Here is a 19,338-nt window from a genome sequence, read left to right on the forward strand (position 1 = left end):
GTTGGCGACTTGCCTGGCGCATTCAGGACACAAGGACAGGCAGCCTGAGCAGTCGAAGCTCAGGCCGCCAGGACCGTCACCCTGCCGACACCGGCGCTCGCTTCTGCTCAGAGAGCGCCTTGACGGCCTGATACAGCTCGCCCACCTTGATTTCAAGGTCCTTCAGGCATCGATCCTGCTCGGCTATCGAACCATGGTCCATGCACCGGGCAGCCTCTTGCGCGATCCCTTGCTGCCGAGCGCCGAGTGTGTAGGCAAGGACAACAGCGCAAAGCATGACGACCCCATACAGTCCATACCTTTTCTTCACGGCGATTCCTTCGGTTGTGCAGCACTGCTCAGTACGTTTGGCGCAGACGTGAGCCGGATGTTACGTCATTTGCGCCATTGGCCTCATGAAGACCCAGCCTAGGACAAGAAGCTCCGGTAGAGCATATACAGCCCAGTCAAGGCGATGACCGTGGCCGAGAGCGTGTTCAAAAGGCCCTTGCGTTGCCCCAGGCTCGAGGCACACCAAGCCCCTATTGCACCGCCCATACCGCCACCCAGGATGAAGCTCATGGCCAATGGCCAATCAACGAACCCGGAGCGTGCGTAATTGAAGGCCGTCATCAGGCCGAAGGCGGTGACGGCGACCAGCGAGCTGCCAACCGCAAAAAGTGCTGGCATGTGCGTCGTCGCGATGAGGCCAGGCACGACCAGAAAGCCGCCGCCGATGCCGAAAAACCCCGACACCATACCCGTAAAGGCACCCGCCGTGGACAAGCGAAGCGCATTGTCACGCCCCAGCGACGCCTTGGGGTCTTCACGACCGTGACGGGCGCGGAACGTGAGCGCCGCCACCACCAGCATCAAAAGCGCAAACAGCGTCAGAAGCTGGCGCCCATCGACTGCCTGGCCCAGGATCGAGCCGAAAAAGGCACCCGCCAGCCCCACCAGCGTGAACACCAATGCACAGGCCCATTTCACATGGCCTTGCCGCGCATGGTTGACGAGATTGAACGCGGCGTTCACGGCCACGGCCAACGCGCTCGTGCCAATCGCGACATGGGGGTCGTCGACGCCGACCAGATACACCATCAGCGGTACCGCAAGAATGGAGCCCCCACCCCCTACCAGCCCCAAGGTCAGGCCTACCACCGAACCCGCGAAGGCGCCCAGCACATAGTGCAGCAAACCGAGGGTCGCCATGTCGGGCTCACTCTGCGGCGCTTGAGGGGCGTACGGCCGGTGTGCACAGCCACTCTCGCCCCTTGAGCATGGCATGCCAATAGAGGCGCGGAAGGCCCTCGGCTTTCAGGTGCCAGGCCAAGCGGGAGGGCTTGCGACCGTCCAGCAACCAGGCCGGAAAGGACGGTAGCAGTTTTCCGCCATAGCCAAATTCGGCCAACACGATCTTCCCGCGCTCTACCGTCAGGGGGCAGGAGCCATAGCCATCGTATGCGGCGGGAAGCGGCTTGCCGTCCAGGTGCGCCAGCACATTTTCAGCGACGACCGGCGCCTGCTTGCGGGCCGCCGCTGCCGTCTTCGCATTGGTGGTCGAGCTGACGTCACCCAGGGCGAAGACATTGGCATAGCGCGTATGGCACAGCGTCTGCTCGTCCACCTCGACCCAGCCCGCCTCGCTCGCCAAGGGACTGCGGCGAATGAAATCCGGCGCCTTCTGGGGCGGGCAGACATGCAGCATGTCGAAGTGCTCGGTGCGCTCCACGGTTTGCCCCTGGGGATCGACCTGGCGGAAGGTCGCCAGGCGCTGTGCCCCGTCCACCGCGACGAGGGTGGACCCGAAATTGAGCTGGGCGCGGTAGCGTTCGACGTACTCCATGAGCGCGGGCACGTACGCAGGCACGCCAAACAGCGCGGTTCCCGGGGTATGGAATTCGATGCCGATGTCGGCCAGCACGCCTTGGCGGCGCCAGTGGTCGGCGGACAGGTACATCGCTTTCTGCGGAGCGCCCGCGCACTTGATCGGCATGGGGGGCTGAGTGAACAGCGCGCGCCCTCGACGAAGACCTTGCACCAACGTCCAGGTGTACGGGGCGAGATCGAACCGGTAGTTGGACGTCACACCGTTGTGCCCGAGCGTCTCCACCAGCCCTGGGATGGCCTCCCAGTCCAGCGTGAGGCCGGGCGCCACGATGAGCACGCTGTAGCCCAGCGAACGTCCGTCATCCAGGGTCACCTGATGGCGCTCAGGGTCGAACGATGCAGCCGAGGCGCGCTCCCAGCTCACCTCATCCGGAACCAGCGAGGCCATGGGCCGCTCGGTGGATGCCGGCTCGAAGACGCCAGCACCGACCATCGTCCAGCCCGGCTGGTAGTAGTGCGAGGTTGCCGGATCCACGATGCAGACCCGCACGCTCTTCCTGCGCTTGAGCAGGCTGGCGCAGGCCGCGATCCCCGCAGCGCCGGCCCCGATGATGACCACATCGTAGTGACGCGCCTGCGGCGTCGGGTCATCCTGCCGCCGAGGGTCGCCCTGGAAGTCATTGTCTAAAGGACTACGGTGCATGCTATCTCCTGCCAGGTGAGCCTCGGGGCGATACGCGCTCGATCGCCAGGCGCCTGCCTCAAAATTGATCGATCGGGATTTTCAGGTAACGGATGCCGTTCGATTCCGGCGCGGGCAGATGCCCGGCCTGCAGGTTCACTTGCAGGGAAGGCAGCATCAGCCTGGGAATGGTCAAGGTCGCATCACGCGCGTCGCGCATGGCCACGAACTCCGCTTCACCGACGCCCGGTCGCACATGGACGTTGTCAGCACGCTGGGCGCCGATCGTGGTCTCCCAGGCGTAATGGTCTCTGCCAGGCGCTTTGTAGTCATGGCAGAGGAAGACTCTCGTCCGTGCGGGCAAGGACAGGAGCCGGTGAATGGAGCGGTACAGCTGGGCACTGTCTCCGCCAGGGAAGTCGCAGCGGGCCGTTCCATAGTCGGGCATGAACAACGTATCGCCCGGAAAGACCGCATCCCCTATCACGTACGCCACACAGGCGGGGGTGTGACCCGGCACATGAAGCGCGCATGCGTGAAGGGCACCGATTCGAAACGGGTCCCCGTCGTGGAACGACCGATCGAATCGCCGCGCCCCGTCATCGTTGAAGACACCTCCCATCGTGGTCTGAACCTCGGCGATCCTTGCGCCGATGGCGACAGTGCCACCCACACGCGCCTGCAACAGCTGCGCTGCCGACAGGTGATCAGCGTGCACATGGGTTTCCAGCAACCACTGCACCTTCAGCCCTTGCTGGCGTACGAAGTCGATCACGGCTTGGACGGACTGCTCGCTGACCCGCCCGCGGCACAGGTCGAAATCCAGCACACTATCGATAATCGCGCAACTATCACTCTCAGGATCCTTGACCACGTGGGTCACTGTGAAGGTTGCCTGATCGAAAAAGGACGTCACCTCAGGCGACAGGGGGCCGCCAGGCCTGGCGCATTCGACGATCGTGATAGCGTCGGCGAGTGCGATGTCGGAAGGGCGGCTCATGGAATGCCTCCTGGATAAAGCAATCAGGTATAGTTTCACTATTACGTTAACTGACTAACTGATCTTGATCAAGCGCCTGGGATCGACGCCATGGGGCGTGAGCGATAGCATGTGGCCTGTTCATTCAAGGAAACTTTGCTGTGGAAGCTCCCTCTCGCGCCCCTTCGACCCTGCCCCCACTGCGCCTAAACGAGCCCGCGCCAGACTTTCAAGCCCGTACCACGTGCGGCGATGTTTCGCTCAAGGACTATCGGGGCAGATGGCTTCTGCTGTTCTCGCACCCTGCCGATTTCACACCGGTCTGCACCAGCGAATTCATGGCCTTCGCCAAGGCCCAGGATCGGTTCGAGGCACTGGACTGCGCGCTGCTGGCCCTGTCCGTGGATGGGCTGTACTCGCACCTGGCCTGGCTCAGGGACATCCAAGAAAAACTGGGCACGCGTATCGGTTTTCCCATCATCGAAGACCCTTCGATGGCCATCGCTCAGGGCTATGGCATGATCGCCACAGGCGCGCCCGACAGCTCTACCGTGCGCGTCACCTACGTCATCGACCCTGAAGGGCTCGTCCGGGCCATGAGCTGGTATCCCATGAACGTGGGGCGGTCGATCGATGAATTGCTACGGCTTGTCGCAGCCTTGCAGACAGCCGACCGCGAGCATGCTTCGACACCCGAGGGCTGGCAGCCCGGTGGACGCCTCCTGGAGCCCGCGGCCGTCGAGGCTCGACAGGCCATGCAGATCGAGCCGGCCCCAGGCGAGACGTGGTACTACCGCTGGAGGCAGCCGTGAGCACAGCGAAATCTTCGACCCTTGAGACCCTCTCCAGCCGCTTCGACGAGCCGGCCGACCTGTTCCGGGTGCTCGCCAATCCGACTCGGCTGATGCTGCTGTGCCATATCGCCAAGGGCGAGTGCTCGGTCGGCCAGATGGAACGCGAACTGGGGCTGCGGCAGCCCGGCCTGTCGCAGCAGTTGGGCGAACTGCGCCAGAAAGGCCTGCTGCAGAGCCGGCGCGAATCACGCTCGATCTTTTATACGATCGCCGATGCTCGGATCCTGGCCCTGCTGGACACCCTGTCGTTGTGGGGCGTGAATGAGCCGCGTGCCAACCCCGTACCCGCGCCTGGCAGGCCACAGACCGAGGCCATCCAGACCCACACCCGCGCACCTGTGGGTGAACGCGCCACCTTCGCTCGCGTGACGCGTGAACTCAGCTGAGGGGTAGGCGAAACCGCCGCCTGGTCGTCATGCCCCTCGCGCTGAACAATCCCGTCAATCCTGGGCCCGAAGAAACAACGCGAACAGCTCGGACTGCGACTTGATGCCCAGCTTGCTGTAGATGTGCTTGCGATGCACCCTCACCGTTTCCGACGAGATGGCCAGCTTGCGGCCGATCTCCTTGCTCGAACAGCCACTGAGCATCATGCGCCCGACCTCCAGCTCGCGCGCCGTGAGAGGTGCCTCGAACGTGCCACTGCCCTGCTCCAGCTGGCGTTGCCACTGCGGTGCGGGCGCCACTTCAGGCGCGGCCCTTTCGAAGCGCAACCGCTGGCGCATCAGACCCACCACCCACGGCTGCAGCAGGTGCAACAGCGCGATCTGCGGCCCACTGAACGGCGAGCGGCTGCCCAACGACAGGCACAGCGTGCGCTCGCCCTCGAGCGGAACGTTGTAGTGCACCTCGTCGGCAACCACGTTGAGGCGAAAGTAGCGTTGGTAATAGTCGGTGCGTTCGAAGCACTCGGGGGCCACGTCGACCAGGTGGACCAAGCCACCGGCCCGCGCTTCGCGGCTGGCGATGTAGAACGGGTCGAGCAGGTAGAGGCCCTTGAGGTAATCCTGGAACAGCGGGTCTTCGCCGCCGTCCGCCCCTGGGCATTCCGCATACACCAAGGGCCGCCCTTCGCTGAAGAGCAGCGCCACCCAACTGTCGAATGCCACGTATTGCCCCAGCAGACGCACCAGGCGCAGCCAGAACGACGGTTGGTCCAGCACCTCGATCAATTGCCCGACCGAGCGGTGCCAGGCGATGTCCTGCAGTGTAAGGTTCATCTCTACCCCATCTGGGTTACCACAAGGGCGTAATTACCCCGGTCGGCGCTGCGGCGGCATACTCGGTCGAGCATGGCCGACCCCCGGCGCGCCGTGGCCATGTTACCTCAACGGTGCATGGACACCGTCGCCAGGCCTTTTCGCTGTCAGAACGTTCGGCCACCGCCGCGTTGTCAGGAGCAGACATGAACGTAGAACTCGTCCAACTGGCCGGTCGCGATGGCGACACGGCCCATAACCTGGCGCGCACCCTCGAGGCGATCCACGCCTGCGCGCCCGGCACCGACCTGGTGGTGTTCCCGGAAACACAGCTGATGGGCTTTCCCACGGCGCAGAACATCGCCCACCTCGCCGAGCCGCTCGATGGCCCGACCCTCACGGCCGTGGCGCACGCCGCGAAGGAAAAGAACCTGGGTGTGGTGGTCGGCCTCGCGGAAACCGATGGCAATGGCCGCTTCTACAACACGACCGTGCTGGTCACGCCCGAGGGCATTGCCCTGACCTACCGCAAGACCCACCTGTGGGCCTCGGACAAAGGCATCTTCACCGCGGGCGATCGCTACGCCACCGCGCTGCTCAAGGGCGTGCGGGTCGGGCTGCTGATCTGCTTCGACATTGAATTTCCCGAGAGCGCCAGGGCGCTGGGCCAGCTGGGCGCCGAGCTCATTCTGGTCACCAACGGCAACATGGACCCCTACGGCCCGACCCACCGCACGGCCATCAGCGCACGCGCCATGGAAAACCAGGCGTACGCCGTCATGGTCAACCGCGTCGGTGCTGGCGATGGCGACCTGGTGTTCGCCGGTGGCAGTGCCGTGGTCGATCCTTATGGGCAGGTACTGTGCGAAGCGGGGCGCGAGCCATGCCGGCTGCAGATGACCCTCGACCTGGCGCGTGTGCAGCAGGCCCGCCAGGACTACAGCTACCTGGCCGAGCGCCGCATCACGTTGCCCGGCCAGCACGTCGAGCACGCCTGCGGCTTGCGGGAGCTGCTGATCCAGACGAACTGATCGCCAGCGCCCTGCCGCTCGGATCTGCATGCGCCCAGGTCGTGGCTGACCTGGACGCCCTTACTCCATAACAACCACAATCCGGAGTCACGCACATGCCCCACTTGAAGCGAACCCTTTCGCTGGGCGCGGTTACGCTGTTCGGCATCGCCTACATGACGCCCATCATCGTCCTGGGCACCTTCGGCATCCTGGCCGACACCACCGGCGGCGCAGTGCCAGCCGCCTACCTGGCCGCCGCCGTCGCCATGCTGTTCACCGCCCTGAGCTATGGGAAGATGGCCAAGGCCTTCCCGGTTGCCGGCTCGGCCTACACCTACGTGCGAAAATCCATCAGCCCCAAGCTGGGTTTTCTCGCCGGCTGGGCGGTGCTGCTCGATTACCTGTTCCTGCCCATGGCAATCTGGCTGATCGGGGCGGCCTACCTGCACTCGGCGTTCCCGCACGTGCCCCAGCCCGTCTGGGTGATCACCTTCATCGTGGTCACCACGGCGATCAACATCGTCGGCCTGCAGCTGGCCAAGACGGTGAATGGGGTGCTGATGCTGCTGCAGTTCCTGGTGCTGGCAGCCTTCGTCGGGCTGGCCGCCCACTACGCCACAGGCAATCTGAACCAGCCGTTCTGGTCGCTCGCACCGTTCTACCAGGACGGGTTCCAGCTCCCGCTGGTCATGAGCGGTGCGGCCATCGCCTGCTATTCGTTCCTGGGGTTCGATGCAGTCAGCACCCTCACCGAAGAAACCCACGAGCCGCGCAAGACCATCCCACGGGCGATCCTGCTGATCACCCTGCTGGGCGGGATCCTGTTCATCGCGGTGAGCTACGTGGTCCAGCGGGCCCATCCCTCCCCCGAATTCGCCAACGCCGATTCGGCGGCCTATGAAATCGCCCGGAACATCGGTGGCGACGTGTTCGTCAGCCTCTTCCTGATCGGCTTGATCGTGGGACAGTTCACCTCGGGCCTGTCCGCCCAGGCCAGTGCCTCGCGGCTGCTGTTCGCCATGGGCCGGGACGGCGTGCTGCCCAAGCGCTGGTTCGGGCGCCTGAGCGAACGGTTCGGCACGCCCGTGATCAGCCTCGTCCTGTGCGGCGTCGTGGCCCTGCTGGCGTTGCGCATGGACGTGACCACGTCCACCTCGTTCATCAACTTCGGCGCGTTCCTGGCCTTCAGCCTGGTGAACCTGTCGGTGGTCTTCCACTACTGGATCGGTCAGGGCGAGCGCGGTGCCAAGGCGACGCTGGTCTACCTGCTCTTCCCGCTGATCGGCCTGGTTGCCGACCTGTGGCTGATGGTCAGCCTGGACCCCATGGCCCTCTACCTGGGTGGGGCCTGGCTGGTCATCGGTGTGGTCTATCTGCTGGTGCTTACCGGCGGCCTGCGTCGACAGCCGCCGGAAATGCAGTTCGAGGAAGGGTGAATCAGGGGCAGCAACGCGCTGGTGATCCTGCCCAAGGTTTCACGTAAGGGCATGCCCGCCTTAGCTTGATCGAGCAGAGGCTGCCAGTCTGCCCTGTGCGCCACCTGCCTTCATACAGCCCCTGCCTGGCCATCATTCGCTGGGCAAGGGTAGTTCAGACCCACCTCCACCGCTTCGAACACTTCATCGAGCACGTCAGAGTACATTCGGGTGCCAGCGGGCAGTTCCTTCCAGATTTCATACGCCGCGGTGTAGGCATATTCCAGAACCCCAGCGACCATGCCAGGACGCATGTCCAGCAGAGGGTCGACCCTCATTTTGCTCGCCAGTACGTCGACCAGCGTCTGCTTGCGTGCCTGGGTCCGCTCCTGGTTTCGAGCACAGACCAAGGGATGACCACGGATCAGATGCTTCAATACGTTGAACCTGTTCGAGTCGAGACCATACGACCCCATCTCGCATCCGTGCACCACCTCCACCACCGCATGCCGCAGTGTGGTAAGGATGGGCTCGCCTTGTGGACGAGCCTGCAGCGCTGCGATGACTTCATCGTGCTCGACCTCCTGGTAGTCGAGCACGACCTCTTCCTTGGACGAAAAGTAGCGGAAGAACGTACGCGATGAGACGTCGACTTCGTCGGTGATGTCTTCGACACGTGTCTCATCGAACCCTTTTTGCTCGAACAAGTTGTAGGCGGCTTCGATCAATGCCTCACGCAGCATCAATTTTTTTCGCTCCCGTCGCCCCAACACTTCTGTGGTCTTCACTGCGCCTCTCTACCGTCGAACCCGATCACCTACGGTGGGTATTCCACCCGCTTGCCGCAGCCATGGATGCTACGACACCGCATTTCTGACGCCTAGCGAATTCATTCCAGTCTCCTACACCCGGGCTAACGAGGCATGACACACGAGACGATGCTTCGTTGACATAAAATGTCTGTCGATGACATATTTCACAGGGCGCTATTTTTATCGCTTTGGACAGGCTTCTTCGTTGCTCATAGGACGAGAGCCGTCAACGCCCTCGCTTTCCTGACCCACGTGTGTCACCCAGCCCTACCTCCTCAATGCTCTACAAAGGATCAGAATGCGTGCCGATCCGCGACCCAGTCTCAGGTTCTTTCACTTAAAGGATATTCATCATGCAAGAAGCAACCCTCATGGCACCTGCCTCCAGGCACGCCTGGCTTGGCCTGTTCACAGTACTTGGACTTGTAGCGCTAGTGGCCATGGATGGCTCGGTGCTCTACCTGGCCATGCCGCACCTCACCTCTGCCCTCACCCCCACCGCCGATCAGGCATTGTGGATCCTGGACATCTATGGGTTCGTCGTCGGATCGCTGCTGGTAGCGTTCGGCAACATCGGTGACCGGTTCGGGCGACTGCGGCTTGTCATGGTAGGCGCGTGTGTCTTTGGGGCCGCGTCCATTGGCGCTGCCTTCTCGGAATCGGCCACCAGCCTGATCGCATTCCGTGCGCTCATGGGCCTGGGTGGCGCAACCCTGTTGCCGTCTGGATTGGCCATCGTTTCGAATCTCTTTCCAGATGCCAAGCAGCGCGCTCAAGCCATTGGCATCTTTGCAGCGACGTTCGCGGCAGGCTTTGCAGTCGGCCCTCTGATCGGCGGCATGCTGCTGCAGCACTTCACCTGGGGCTCGGTCTTCCTGATCAACGTCCCTGTGGTCGTGCTGTTCCTCCTGCTCGCCCCCCAACTGCTCAAAGAAGTGCATGCACCTGCCGAAGGCAAGATCGATGTGCCCAGCCTGGCGCTCTCGTTCGTGGGCATTCTGCTGTTCACCTATTCGCTGAAGACCGGGGCGGTGGAAGGATTGTCCTCCGAACAAATGGCCATTGGCGTCATGGGGATTCTGGGTCTGGTCTGGTTCGTCGTACGTCAACGTCACCTGGCCCATCCTCTGCTGGACGTGCGTTTGTTCAAGGACCGTATCTTCACCCTTGCCATCCTGACAGGCTTGCTGTCGCTGATGGTCTGGTCGGCTGCCGGCTACCTGGGGGGCGTCTACATGCAATCGGTGCTGGGGTTCGATGTGTTCCGCACGGCATTGCTGACCATCCCGGGCGCACTGGTGCTCACCGCGACCTGCGTATGGACCAGCGCGATCGTCGAACGCATCGGGCGCAAGTGGGCCTTGGTCGCCACTCACCTGCTGATCGCTCTGGGCATGGTGCTTCTACTGCTGACCACGACCGCCCACGGCGCGATCTTCTTCGTGGCCTCCACCCTCGTCGCCGGCGTCGGCTACGGCTTGTCCTTCAGTCTGGTGGCTGAAATCGCCGTATCGGCCGTGCCTCCAGAGCGTACAGGTGCCGCCGCGTCCATTGCCGAAACCAGCAACGAGATTGGCAACGCGCTCGGCATTTCCATACTCGGTTCGGTCGCAGCGCTGGGCTTCCGGTTGTACGGCCCTGGCGTAGCCGGCACCCTCAATGAAACCCTCGATCAGGCATCCCTGGGCGCCGACACGATTGGTCAGGCAAAAGAGGCTTTCCTCGCCGGCATGCATGTGGCGTTAGGCATCGCAGGACTGCTCACGCTTATCGTCGCTATCCTCGCCATCGTATGGCTTCCCCGCAAACTGCCCGATTGATCAGGCGCGACGCTCACTGGATTCACTGAAAAACGCCATAAAAAAACCCGCGCTCCCCCAAGGCGAGCGCGGGTTCTTCACGTCATCGGATCAGGCGCGCTTGGCACCCCGAATCTGATGCACCACACCCATGGCGACCACCAGGGCTGCCGCAGCGCCCGTGGAAATCACCAGGATCTGGTAGTCCGGCATGAAGGCCATCACCACCAGGCAGACCACGATGAACGCGATCACCAGGTAGGTCAGCCAGGGGAACAGCCACATCTTGAGCTGGATTTCCTTGCCCTCGGCGATCAGCTTGCGGCGCATGCGCAGCTGCGAGAAGGCGATCACCAGGTACACCAGTAGCGCGATCATGCCGGTGGTGTTCATCAGGGTTTCCAGCACGTCCTGGGGACGCAGGGTTTCGCTGAAGTTGATCAGGGCGCAGAACACTGCGACCAGGCACGAGCCGACGATGGCGAACACCGGCACGCCGGAGTTGGCACGGGTGCGCTTGAAGATCGACGGCGCATCGCCACGCTTGGCCAGGGAGAACAGCATGCGCGAGGCGGTGTAGTGGCCGGAGATCAGGCAGCTGCTCACCGAGGTCAGCACCACGAAATTCATCAGCAGCTCGGCGTACGGCACACCCAGCAGTTCCAGGGTACGGCGGTAGGCGCCATAGCCGGAGACGCCCAGGTGCGGGTCGTTCCACGGCACCAGGCAGACGATCAGGAAGATCGAGCCGACGTAGAACAGGCACACGCGCCAGACCACGGAGTTGGTGGCCTTGACGATCTGACGGGCCGGGTCCTTGGACTCGGAGGCGGCGATGGTGACGATTTCGGCACCGAGGAAGGCGAACATCACGCCAAGCAACGCGCCGACCACCGTGGTCAGGCCGTTGGGCATGAAGCCTTCGGCGGTCAGGTGGCTCATGCCGCGCACTTCACCGAACTGCCAGATGTTCATGACCGCGGCGGTACACACCACCAGGAAGCAACAGATCGCCACGACCTTAATCAGCGCGAACCAGAACTCGAACTCGCCGTAATGCTTGACGTTGAAGAAGTTCACCGTGATCAGCAGCAAGGTGGTCGCCAGAACGAACACGTTGACGCTCACGTCGGGGAAGAAGCCGTGCAGGATCTTGCCCGCCACGTAGGCTTCCCAGGCCATCAGGATCACCCAGTACCACCAGTACAACCAACCGATGGTGAAACCGGCCCAACGCCCGATGGCGCGGTCGGCATAGGTGGAGAACGAGCCGGTGTCCGGCGAGGACGTCGCCATCTCGCCAAGCATGCGCATGATCAGCACCACCAGGATGCCGCCGGCCAGGTAGGCCAGCACGGCGGCTGGGCCGGCGCTGTGGATCACGCTGCCGGAGCCGACGAACAAGGCGCCGCCGATGACCCCGGCGATCGACATCATCGTCAGGTGGCGCGGCTTGAGAGAAGCGCTAAGCTTGCTCTCGTGCTCCTCGTTCGCAGCGAGGGTGGAGGAAGATGTTGCGTCCATCAGTTGTGTACCCCATGTTTCTTTTTATCCAAGGAAGATCCGTGAAACCCCGATGGCTATCGGTTTCACCCGTACATCAGTGCTGGGCGTTGTACGGAAAGTCGCCGAGCGGCGAGCAGGCAAGGCGAAAACAGGTGAGGAAGCGCAGTTTACATAGGGTAAATGAGCATTCCGAGCCTGTTTTCAACGCAGCCTGATCGTCGCGCAGGCACTTTACGTACAACGCCTAATCGAGCAGGAGGGCGTGCACAGCGCACACGCAGGCCTTCCATGGCGGCCTGCCTACGCGGCCGAGGAGCGATCCCCGGACGAACTGAACCGTGCGACGGCCGAATGACGGCTAGACTCCGTCATACCGGGCCTGAAACAGGACGCGAGGCGGACCTCGACCGTACCGCGGCAGTGTCTTTGCTGTCGTTCATGACGCATTGTCGTGCTTGGTGTGGCGATAACTGACACCTAATGTAAAAATGTCCGTCGCAATGAGCCATGCACAGGCAGGTGAAATCCTCACTGCACTGTACAGGCCACCCATGCAATACACCCGCGATACCCTGCTGGCGCCTGGCTGCCACGCTCTCCCCTGAAGGCCTACCCCATGCTTGAACTTCACCCCGACTCCCCCATCCCGCTGGTCAACCAGATCATCGACGGGCTGCGCGAGCGGATCGACGACCAGACCCTCAAGCCGGGTGCCAAGGTGCCTTCGATCCGCGCCTTCGCGGCCACCTATTCGGTCAGCACCTTCACCGTGGTGGAGGCCTACGATCGCCTGGTGGCCCAAGGCCTGCTGGTGAGCCGTGGCAATGCCGGCTTCTTCGTCAATCGTGCGGTGAACGAGCTGCTCGAACAGCACGCGCATCGACCGGATACGCCGCGTCCGCGCTTCAATTCCGAGTGGTACCTGCAGCAGATCTTCGAGACCCGCCAACTGCCCTACAAGCCAGGCTGCGGCTGGCTGCCCAATGACTGGATGTACGAGGACGGTCTGCGCCGCGGCATGCGTCAGGTCGCCGGCAGCCCCCTGGAACTGTCGGGCTATGGTGATCCGATGGGCCTGCCCGAGCTGCGGGCGTTGACCGCGCAGAACCTGCAGCAAGAGCTGAGCATCGTCGCCAACCCGACGCAGTTGCTGCTGACCCATGGCGCCAGCCAGGCTCTGGACCTGGCGGTGCGCACACTGGTGCGGCCGGGCGATGTGGTGTTGGTGGATGACCCCGGCTATCCCAACCTGATGAGCATCCTGCGCTTTCAGGGCGCGACGCTGGTCGGGGTGCCTCGGACACCAGCCGGCTATGACCTGGACCAGCTCGAGCGCTTGCTGGACCAGTATCGCCCGACCGTGTTCTTCACCCAGCCGCACCTGCACAGCCCGACCTGCTCGCGTACGCCCCTGGCCCAACTGCACCGGCTCCTGCAGCTGGCCGCGCAGCACGGGTTCCGACTGGTGGAGAACAACCTCTACGCCGACATGATGGCCGAGCCCCAGCCTTGCCTGGCCAGCCTGGATCACTTGCAGCAGGTGGTGTACGTCGGCAGCTACTCCAAGAGCATCTCACCGAACGTGCGCGTCGGTTACCTGCTGGCCAATGCCGACTCGATCCAGCAGCTGTTGCGGTTGAAGATGCGTTCGGGATTGACCACCTCCCAGGTGATGGAGCGGGTGGTGTATGCGGCGGTCATCGATGGGCGCTGGCGCAAGCACCTCAAGCGTCTACGCCAGCGACTGGCCGACGCGCACCGTGTGGTCGGCCAGCAGTTGCATCGCCTGGGCTTCGAGCTGTTCGTCGAGTCGGACGAGGGCATGTACGTCTGGACGCGTCACCCTGACCTGCCCGACAGCGCCGCGCTGCTGGACGACGCGCTGGAGCACGGCATCATGCTAGGGCCAGGGCAGCTGTTCATGGTCGATGCCCAGGCGAGCGGCTGGATGCGGTTCAATGTGGCGTTCAGCACGGAGGCGACGATGTGGGGGTTGTTCGAACAGGTCCTGGCGCGGCATGTGCGCTCGGGGACGATGTCTGCCAAGACCTAGGATCAGTCCCGGAAGCCCGACGCACGGTCCGATGCGGCGGTGCGGTTCATCGCGGGCAAGCCCGCTCCCACAGGCGGACTGCGTCAGCCTGGCAGATCGGCCGTACGGACAGACGGTGAAGCCAGCCCACCCGCATCTCCATCCGAGATGACACAGGCAAGCGCGACCCTGTGGGAGCAACTGTCTTTTCTACTCCGTACATGCCCGGCCGCATGCGGCGCCTGGCAGGGCCCTATCGCTGGCAAGCCAGCTCCCACCCAGACCCCGGCAGCCGTCAATGTAGCATGGCTGCGCAAGCAGCTTGTGGGAGCGGGCTTGCCCGCGATAGCGGCGGTAGATTCGACACATGACCAACAGGATTAATGCTGGCCTGTCAGCCTTGAGGCGAATGAACTGGCCCTATCGCTGGCAAGCCAGCTCCCACCCAGACCCCGGCAGTCGTCAATGTAGGCATGGCTGCGCAAGCAGCTTGTGGGGCTTGCCCGCGATGACGGAGGCAACCGCGCCCCGATGCGAAGGTTGCTCCACGCGACCGGAAGCGCTTCTGCGCGCTACTCGCCGTACCCCATCGACCAGAAGTCGGCCTCCAGCCGTGACGCCTGGGCGAAGGTCGCGGTCAGTTCAGCGAAACGCTGTTCGGTCATGCCGCGACGGGCCAGCGCGTCCAGGTGAGCGCGGGCTGCCGCCGCGACGCCCTGGTAGGCTTCACCCGCGTATTCGCCGATCCACTCGCGGTAGGGATGGCCCGCCAGGTCCGAGGCATCGCGCGCCAGGCGCTCGCCGATCTCGGCGTAGCCCATCACGCAGGGCGCCAAGGCCACATGCAAGTCGAGCAGGTCGCCGGCGGCACCGCAGTCGAGCACGAACCGGCTGTAGGCCACGGTGGCGCGGTGCTCGGGGGCACGCTCGACATCGTCTCGGGACAATCCCCAGCGTGCACAGAGGCGCAGGTGCAGCTCGGTCTCGTCGAGGATCGCTGCCAGCCCTGCCTGCGCCGCCCGAATGTCGTCAGGCCGTCGGCTCTTGTAGGCGGCCAGGGCCCAGGCACGGGCGAACTGGATCAGGAACAGGTAATCCTGCACCAGGTAGGTACGAAACACCGGCTCGGGCAAGGTGCCCTCGCCCATCTGCCGAACGAAGCGATGATCGACGTAAGCGTTCCAGTCAGGGAGCGCAGCAGCCTTGAGGCGATCGAAGAGGTCCATGGGTCACGCCTCCTCGGCATAGGCAGCATCGAAGAACGCGTGCTCCAGCGCCACTGCGCGCTGGAAGAAGTCCTGGCTGATCTCGGCCTGCTCGGGCCCGACACGGTCCAGTTCGGCGCGCAGGAAGGCAACCACCTCTCGAAAGGCCGGGTTGTCGTGCAAGGTGATCCATTCGGCATGCTCGAAGCGCGCGGGCAGCGGTTGAGGCGCACGGCTGGCCCAGTCCAGGTACAACCACTCGGCCACCACCAGTACCGACAACGCAGCGGCATAGCAGCGGGTCTGCGCCGCTTCGCGCATCAGCGCCTTGAAGCCGGCGGTCGGCACGGCATCCTCCGGGGCATGACGCTGTACCTCGCTCACACCCAGCGCTTCGAAGGCCCGCAGGAAATAGGTGTTTTCCTCGCCTGCGATCAGCCCGACGAAGCGCCCCAGCCGCAGCCGGGCGTCGAAGCTGTCGGCGCTGGCGATGGCGGCGCCGAGCAAGGTCAGGAAGCTGTCGAGAAAACGGTGATCCTGCACCAGGTAACGGGCCATGACCGTATCGGCCACGCGGCCCTCGCACAGCTCGAGGACGAATCGATGCTCGACGGTGGCGGCCCAGGCGGGTGCGTTCTGGCGGCGTAAGGTATCGGTGAAACGTTCGGTCATCGGGCTGTCCTCCTACAGGTGACAGCGAGACCGTGGCGGGTCGACATGGCTGGCCTCGCAATGAAGCCGGCAGAAAGGCAGGTGCTTGCGCCCATCCCTTCGCCGGCATGATCCGGATCAGGTTCGAAGGGTCACCGCGCCAGCGGTCTCTCAGCCCTTTGCAGGACGCCCCTTGGTACAGGCCCTGTATACAGGAGGCGAGCGCCGGTGTCATGCACGGCTCCATGGCTCCTGCCTGTCGCGTATGGATACACATGCGCCGAAGGGAGAACTTGGATCCGATCCAAACCCAAGGTAAGCTGCGCGATAGCCATGTGCCACCAGCCACGCCAACGCTCTGCCGAGATCTCGCCTTGCCCAGCCACTCCACGCGCCAGACCCTCGCCCGACAATGGGCCATTCTCACCTTGTTGCCCGAGACGGGCCCTGGACTGAATGCGCGCGTACTGCAGCAGTTGTTGCTGGGTGTCGGTCACGACACCAGCAAGCGCACGGTGGAACGCGACCTGCTGGAACTGTCGAAAGTCTTTCCCTTGCGTTGCGAAGACCACACCCTGCCGTACAGCTGGTCCTGGCAGGCAGGCTGCAAACCGGCTTCGACAGGCTCCGTCGACCCGTCTGCCACACCCGACGCCTCCCAGCCGACCGTCGCGCCTCGGCACATCCGCGTGACCTTCAAGGCCGAACCCAGGCTGACGCAGGATTTCGCCCAGACTTTCGGCGTCTCGGACCTGACGCTCGAGCCGACCTCGGAAGGCGAGACCCTAGCCTGCGCCACGCTGGAGGACACACCGCTGCTGCTGAACTGGCTGCTGTCCCAGGCGGGTGCCCTGCATGTGCAGGCGCCCGTCGCGCTACGCGAGGCGATGCTCGCACGACTGCGCAAAGGCCTGGAATTGCACGAGTCCTGACGGTCGTCACCTCGGCGGCGCCCGACTTTCTGAAACACCCTGAAACGCTTGACCACCTTCTGGGTGCCGCTTGTCCGCACAGACGTGCGCGCTGCGCCATTGGACTGAACTTCTTCGATCGACGCCTCGTCCCCCGTTGTAGCGGCACCTGAACCGGCTGCGTGCCGGGACCACTCATCGAAGGGAGATCATCATGGACAAGACCGATCGCGATCCAGCCGCCTCGGCGGCTGCCGGGAGTACGCAAGATCACGTGCACGCCATTGCCGACGAAGCAGGTTCATTGCTCAACGAGGCCAAAGCGCAAGGGACCGAGCACTACGAGCAGTACCGGGACACGGCCGCCGAGCAACTGGAAACGCTCAAGCAAGGCGCGCAATCCGCTGCCGAGGCGCTGCAAGGCAACGATACCCTCGGACTGTCGCAGTACCTGGGCCAATTGGCCGGCTACCTGGGCAACTTCGCCGAGCAGGTCCGTCACCAGAGTGCCGAGGAGCTGCTGCAGAAAGGCTCGCGCCTGGCCAAGGACAACCCAGGGCTGTTCATCGCCGGCAGTGTCGCGATCGGGTTCGGACTGTCACGCTTCCTCCGCGCCAGCGAGCATGGCCACAGCGCGCCCTCTGGCAACCATCCGCCTGCGGCCTATGGGTCCAGCGAACCGTTCCACAGCACGCCACCGACGCCGGACCGCTCCAGCGACGTCTCCACGCACAAGCCCTACACGCCCGTCGATGCCCAGGGCAGCGCAGCCCCGGTCGACCCGATCGGTGCGACCCATGTGAGCCCGATCACCGGCTCGAGCCGTGACAACGACCCGCTCAAAGGAGGCCTGTGATGAACCATGATCCGCTCAACCCTACCCCGCCCACGCCTCCCCACGCGGAGGACTCGGTCGGTATCGGTGGCCTGTTGCGTCAGCTGATGCATGAAGTCCCGGCCCTGTTCACCAAGGAACTGGCACTGGCCAAGTCCGAACTGCAGCACAACCTCAACACGCTCAAGGCAGGCACCGCCGCCGTGGCGGCCGGCGCAATCGTGCTGCTGGCAGGCTTCATCATCCTGCTGCTGGCGGCCGTCTATGCCCTGGCGACCGTGGTGGCGCCTTGGCTCGCCGCGCTGATCGTCGGCGCGATCACCGTGATCGTCGGCTTCGTCATGCTGCAATCGGGCAAGAAACAGTTCGAGCCGTCGCACCTGACGCCAGACCGCACGCTCAACGCCATGCACCAGGACAAGGAAGCGATCAAGAGGAAACTGCCATGAACCCGTCGTTCGAACACGAGTCGCAAAAAAATCCTGACCAGCTGGAACAGGAAATCAACGCCAAGCGCGAGCACATCAGCCATCTGGTCGATGCCATCGAGCAGCGCATGACGCCGGGCCAGCTGTTCGACCAGGCGTTGGCCTACACCAAGGGCAACGGCGGCGAGTTCTACCATAACCTGGCGACCACGCTGAAGAACAACCCGGTGCCCACGACCTTGACGGCCCTCGGCCTGGGGTGGCTGGCGCTCAACCAGAACAAGCCGTTCAATCCGGGGCCAGCCTCCCCTGGGCCTGGACTGGGCGACAAGCTGGGCGACATGGTGGACACGGTCAAAGGCGCGTTCGCACAGGCCGGTGACAAGCTGCACGATGCGGGCGACACCGTCCGCTCCAAGGCGTATGACTTGCGTGACAAAGCCAGCGACATGTCCGAGAGCACGCGCCACTCCGCGGGCGACACGGCGGACTCGCTGCGTCGCACGGCCCACGATGCGACCGACTCGCTACGCCGGACGGCCCACGACACCACTGACTCGCTGCGCCGCACGGCCCATGACGCACGGGACCAGATCAAGCAGCAGACGGACGTCGTGAAAGGCCAGTTCGACACCTTGCTCAAGGAGCAGCCCCTGGTCCTGGCGGCCATCGGTATCGCGCTGGGTGCGGCCATCGGTGCTGCACTGCCGTCGACGCGCAAGGAAGACCAGCTGATGGGCAGTGCCAGCGATCGCCTGACCGACACCGTCAAGGCCAAGGGTGAACAGGTCTATAAAGAGGCCAAGGACACCGTGACGCAGACGGTGGCCGAGCAGAAGACGGAGCAGACGAGCGAGCAGCACGACACGACCAAGCCCATGAGCCATTCGGCAGGCGTGCAAACGTCGTCTACCCAGTCGGGAACCGATCTGTCTTCGGGGTTGGGCTTTGCGCCCGAAAATGACAAGACGTAGAGCTACGCGAAACCGACTCTGGGAGTGAAGCGAGCTTGCCAGCGGGATGATGGGGTGATCATTGGCCCTATCGCTGGCAAGCCAGCTCCCACACCCGATCCCTCTTGCCTATTCCAATAGGCACATTCCCAGAAACACCTTTGCCCATTCCAACAGACCCATTCCTGGAAACACCTTTGCCCGTTCAAATGGGGTACATCCTCCCGAAACACTTTTACCTTTCCCTGTAGGCAT

At 63.7% G+C, this 19,338-nt stretch carries 18 protein-coding genes, 1 pseudogene and 1 other annotated feature; of the genes and pseudogenes, 10 read left to right on the forward strand and 9 right to left on the reverse strand.

Annotated features, from left to right (window positions below; all coding sequences use genetic code 11):
• Positions 1-76 precede the first annotated feature (76 nt).
• The 4 genes from APT63_12450 to APT63_12465 form a co-directional block, all read right to left on the reverse strand.
• A complete protein-coding gene (locus APT63_12450; protein AMA46365.1) occupies positions 77-310 on the reverse strand; it encodes a hypothetical protein in 234 nt (77 codons plus the stop codon).
• Positions 311-408: 98 nt separating this feature from the next.
• On the reverse strand, positions 409-1,191 hold the full coding sequence (locus APT63_12455; GenBank protein ID AMA46366.1) for a hypothetical protein: 783 nt from the start codon (positions 1,189-1,191) through the stop codon (positions 409-411).
• Between the two features lie 7 nt (positions 1,192-1,198).
• Positions 1,199-2,428, reverse strand: a complete 1,230-nt coding sequence (locus APT63_12460) for a pyridine nucleotide-disulfide oxidoreductase (protein ID AMA47886.1) — start codon at positions 2,426-2,428, stop codon at positions 1,199-1,201.
• Positions 2,429-2,570: 142 nt separating this feature from the next.
• Positions 2,571-3,491: an MBL fold metallo-hydrolase gene (locus APT63_12465; GenBank protein ID AMA46367.1), complete on the reverse strand. Its 921-nt coding sequence runs from the start codon at positions 3,489-3,491 to the stop codon at positions 2,571-2,573.
• 140 nt (positions 3,492-3,631) lie between these two features.
• Here APT63_12465 and APT63_12470 point away from each other — a divergent pair, with 140 nt between their 5' ends.
• Positions 3,632-4,282, forward strand: a complete 651-nt coding sequence (locus tag APT63_12470) for a peroxiredoxin (GenBank protein AMA46368.1) — start codon at positions 3,632-3,634, stop codon at positions 4,280-4,282.
• A pseudogene (locus APT63_12475) lies at positions 4,279-4,560 on the forward strand (ArsR family transcriptional regulator). Before APT63_12470 ends, APT63_12475 begins: the two are co-directional and overlap by 4 nt.
• A gap of 204 nt (positions 4,561-4,764) precedes the next feature.
• On the opposite strand, the gene APT63_12480 reads toward APT63_12475, so the two are convergent.
• Complete coding sequence (locus tag APT63_12480; GenBank protein ID AMA46369.1) at positions 4,765-5,544, reverse strand: helix-turn-helix transcriptional regulator; 780 nt, start codon at positions 5,542-5,544, stop codon at positions 4,765-4,767.
• A gap of 185 nt (positions 5,545-5,729) precedes the next feature.
• Between APT63_12480 and APT63_12485 the strand changes: the two genes are divergently transcribed.
• Complete coding sequence (locus APT63_12485) at positions 5,730-6,554, forward strand: carbon-nitrogen hydrolase (protein ID AMA46370.1); 825 nt, start codon at positions 5,730-5,732, stop codon at positions 6,552-6,554.
• Between the two features lie 95 nt (positions 6,555-6,649).
• Positions 6,650-7,972, forward strand: coding sequence for an amino acid permease (locus APT63_12490; GenBank protein AMA46371.1), 1,323 nt, complete (start codon positions 6,650-6,652; stop codon positions 7,970-7,972).
• A gap of 110 nt (positions 7,973-8,082) precedes the next feature.
• On the opposite strand, the gene APT63_12495 is transcribed toward APT63_12490, so the two are convergent.
• On the reverse strand, positions 8,083-8,694 hold the full coding sequence (locus tag APT63_12495) for a transcriptional regulator (GenBank protein ID AMA46372.1): 612 nt from the start codon (positions 8,692-8,694) through the stop codon (positions 8,083-8,085).
• A gap of 422 nt (positions 8,695-9,116) precedes the next feature.
• On the opposite strand from APT63_12495, the gene APT63_12500 reads away from it, so the two are divergent.
• The gene (locus tag APT63_12500) at positions 9,117-10,583 is read left to right on the forward strand and encodes a permease (protein AMA46373.1); all 1,467 of its coding nucleotides are present in this window, start codon (positions 9,117-9,119) and stop codon (positions 10,581-10,583) included.
• A 90-nt stretch (positions 10,584-10,673) separates the two neighbouring features.
• On the opposite strand, the gene APT63_12505 is transcribed toward APT63_12500, so the two are convergent.
• Positions 10,674-12,086 (reverse strand): GABA permease, encoded by a 1,413-nt coding sequence (locus APT63_12505; protein AMA46374.1) that lies wholly within the window; start codon positions 12,084-12,086, stop codon positions 10,674-10,676.
• A gap of 598 nt (positions 12,087-12,684) precedes the next feature.
• On the opposite strand from APT63_12505, the gene APT63_12510 reads away from it, so the two are divergent.
• The gene (locus APT63_12510) at positions 12,685-14,121 is read left to right on the forward strand and encodes a GntR family transcriptional regulator (protein ID AMA46375.1); all 1,437 of its coding nucleotides are present in this window, start codon (positions 12,685-12,687) and stop codon (positions 14,119-14,121) included.
• Between the two features lie 551 nt (positions 14,122-14,672).
• Here the strand turns inward: APT63_12510 and APT63_12515 are convergent.
• Both APT63_12515 and APT63_12520 read right to left on the reverse strand, forming a co-directional pair.
• A complete protein-coding gene (locus APT63_12515) occupies positions 14,673-15,326 on the reverse strand; it encodes a thiaminase II (protein AMA46376.1) in 654 nt (217 codons plus the stop codon).
• A gap of 3 nt (positions 15,327-15,329) precedes the next feature.
• Positions 15,330-15,977, reverse strand: a complete 648-nt coding sequence (locus APT63_12520) for a TenA family transcriptional regulator (GenBank protein ID AMA46377.1) — start codon at positions 15,975-15,977, stop codon at positions 15,330-15,332.
• Between the two features lie 77 nt (positions 15,978-16,054).
• Positions 16,055-16,160 (reverse strand) — a binding site (TPP riboswitch).
• 170 nt (positions 16,161-16,330) lie between these two features.
• Between APT63_12520 and APT63_12525 the strand changes: the two genes are divergently transcribed.
• From APT63_12525 to APT63_12540, 4 genes are all read left to right on the forward strand, one after another.
• Positions 16,331-16,888, forward strand: a complete 558-nt coding sequence (locus APT63_12525; GenBank protein AMA46378.1) for a hypothetical protein — start codon at positions 16,331-16,333, stop codon at positions 16,886-16,888.
• 193 nt (positions 16,889-17,081) lie between these two features.
• Positions 17,082-17,723, forward strand: coding sequence for a hypothetical protein (locus APT63_12530; GenBank protein AMA46379.1), 642 nt, complete (start codon positions 17,082-17,084; stop codon positions 17,721-17,723).
• Positions 17,723-18,151, forward strand: a complete 429-nt coding sequence (locus tag APT63_12535; protein AMA46380.1) for a hypothetical protein — start codon at positions 17,723-17,725, stop codon at positions 18,149-18,151. The genes APT63_12530 and APT63_12535 overlap by 1 nt, the downstream gene beginning before the upstream one ends.
• On the forward strand, positions 18,148-19,104 hold the full coding sequence (locus APT63_12540; protein ID AMA46381.1) for a hypothetical protein: 957 nt from the start codon (positions 18,148-18,150) through the stop codon (positions 19,102-19,104). Before APT63_12535 ends, APT63_12540 begins: the two co-directional genes overlap by 4 nt.
• The last annotated feature ends 234 nt before the right edge of the window (positions 19,105-19,338 follow it).

Source organism: Pseudomonas monteilii, from assembly GCA_001534745.1.
Lineage (GTDB): Bacteria > Pseudomonadota > Gammaproteobacteria > Pseudomonadales > Pseudomonadaceae > Aquipseudomonas > Aquipseudomonas alabamensis.

Bases quoted from the DNA above. Each gene is read 5' to 3' on its own strand.
- APT63_12535 (AMA46380.1), top strand. From the start codon at position 17,723: ATGAACCATGATCCGCTCAACCCTACCCCGCCCACGCCTCCCCACGCG.
- APT63_12490 (AMA46371.1), top strand. From the start codon at position 6,650: ATGCCCCACTTGAAGCGAACCCTTTCGCTGGGCGCGGTTACGCTGTTC.
- APT63_12510 (AMA46375.1), top strand. From the start codon at position 12,685: ATGCTTGAACTTCACCCCGACTCCCCCATCCCGCTGGTCAACCAGATC.
- APT63_12485 (AMA46370.1), top strand. From the start codon at position 5,730: ATGAACGTAGAACTCGTCCAACTGGCCGGTCGCGATGGCGACACGGCC.
- APT63_12465 (AMA46367.1), bottom strand. From the start codon at position 3,491: ATGAGCCGCCCTTCCGACATCGCACTCGCCGACGCTATCACGATCGTC.
- APT63_12480 (AMA46369.1), bottom strand. From the start codon at position 5,544: ATGAACCTTACACTGCAGGACATCGCCTGGCACCGCTCGGTCGGGCAA.
- APT63_12520 (AMA46377.1), bottom strand. From the start codon at position 15,977: ATGACCGAACGTTTCACCGATACCTTACGCCGCCAGAACGCACCCGCC.
- APT63_12495 (AMA46372.1), bottom strand. From the start codon at position 8,694: ATGCTGCGTGAGGCATTGATCGAAGCCGCCTACAACTTGTTCGAGCAA.
- APT63_12505 (AMA46374.1), bottom strand. From the start codon at position 12,086: ATGGACGCAACATCTTCCTCCACCCTCGCTGCGAACGAGGAGCACGAG.
- APT63_12455 (AMA46366.1), bottom strand. From the start codon at position 1,191: ATGGCGACCCTCGGTTTGCTGCACTATGTGCTGGGCGCCTTCGCGGGT.
- APT63_12540 (AMA46381.1), top strand. From the start codon at position 18,148: ATGAACCCGTCGTTCGAACACGAGTCGCAAAAAAATCCTGACCAGCTG.
- APT63_12500 (AMA46373.1), top strand. From the start codon at position 9,117: ATGCAAGAAGCAACCCTCATGGCACCTGCCTCCAGGCACGCCTGGCTT.
- APT63_12515 (AMA46376.1), bottom strand. From the start codon at position 15,326: ATGGACCTCTTCGATCGCCTCAAGGCTGCTGCGCTCCCTGACTGGAAC.
- APT63_12530 (AMA46379.1), top strand. From the start codon at position 17,082: ATGGACAAGACCGATCGCGATCCAGCCGCCTCGGCGGCTGCCGGGAGT.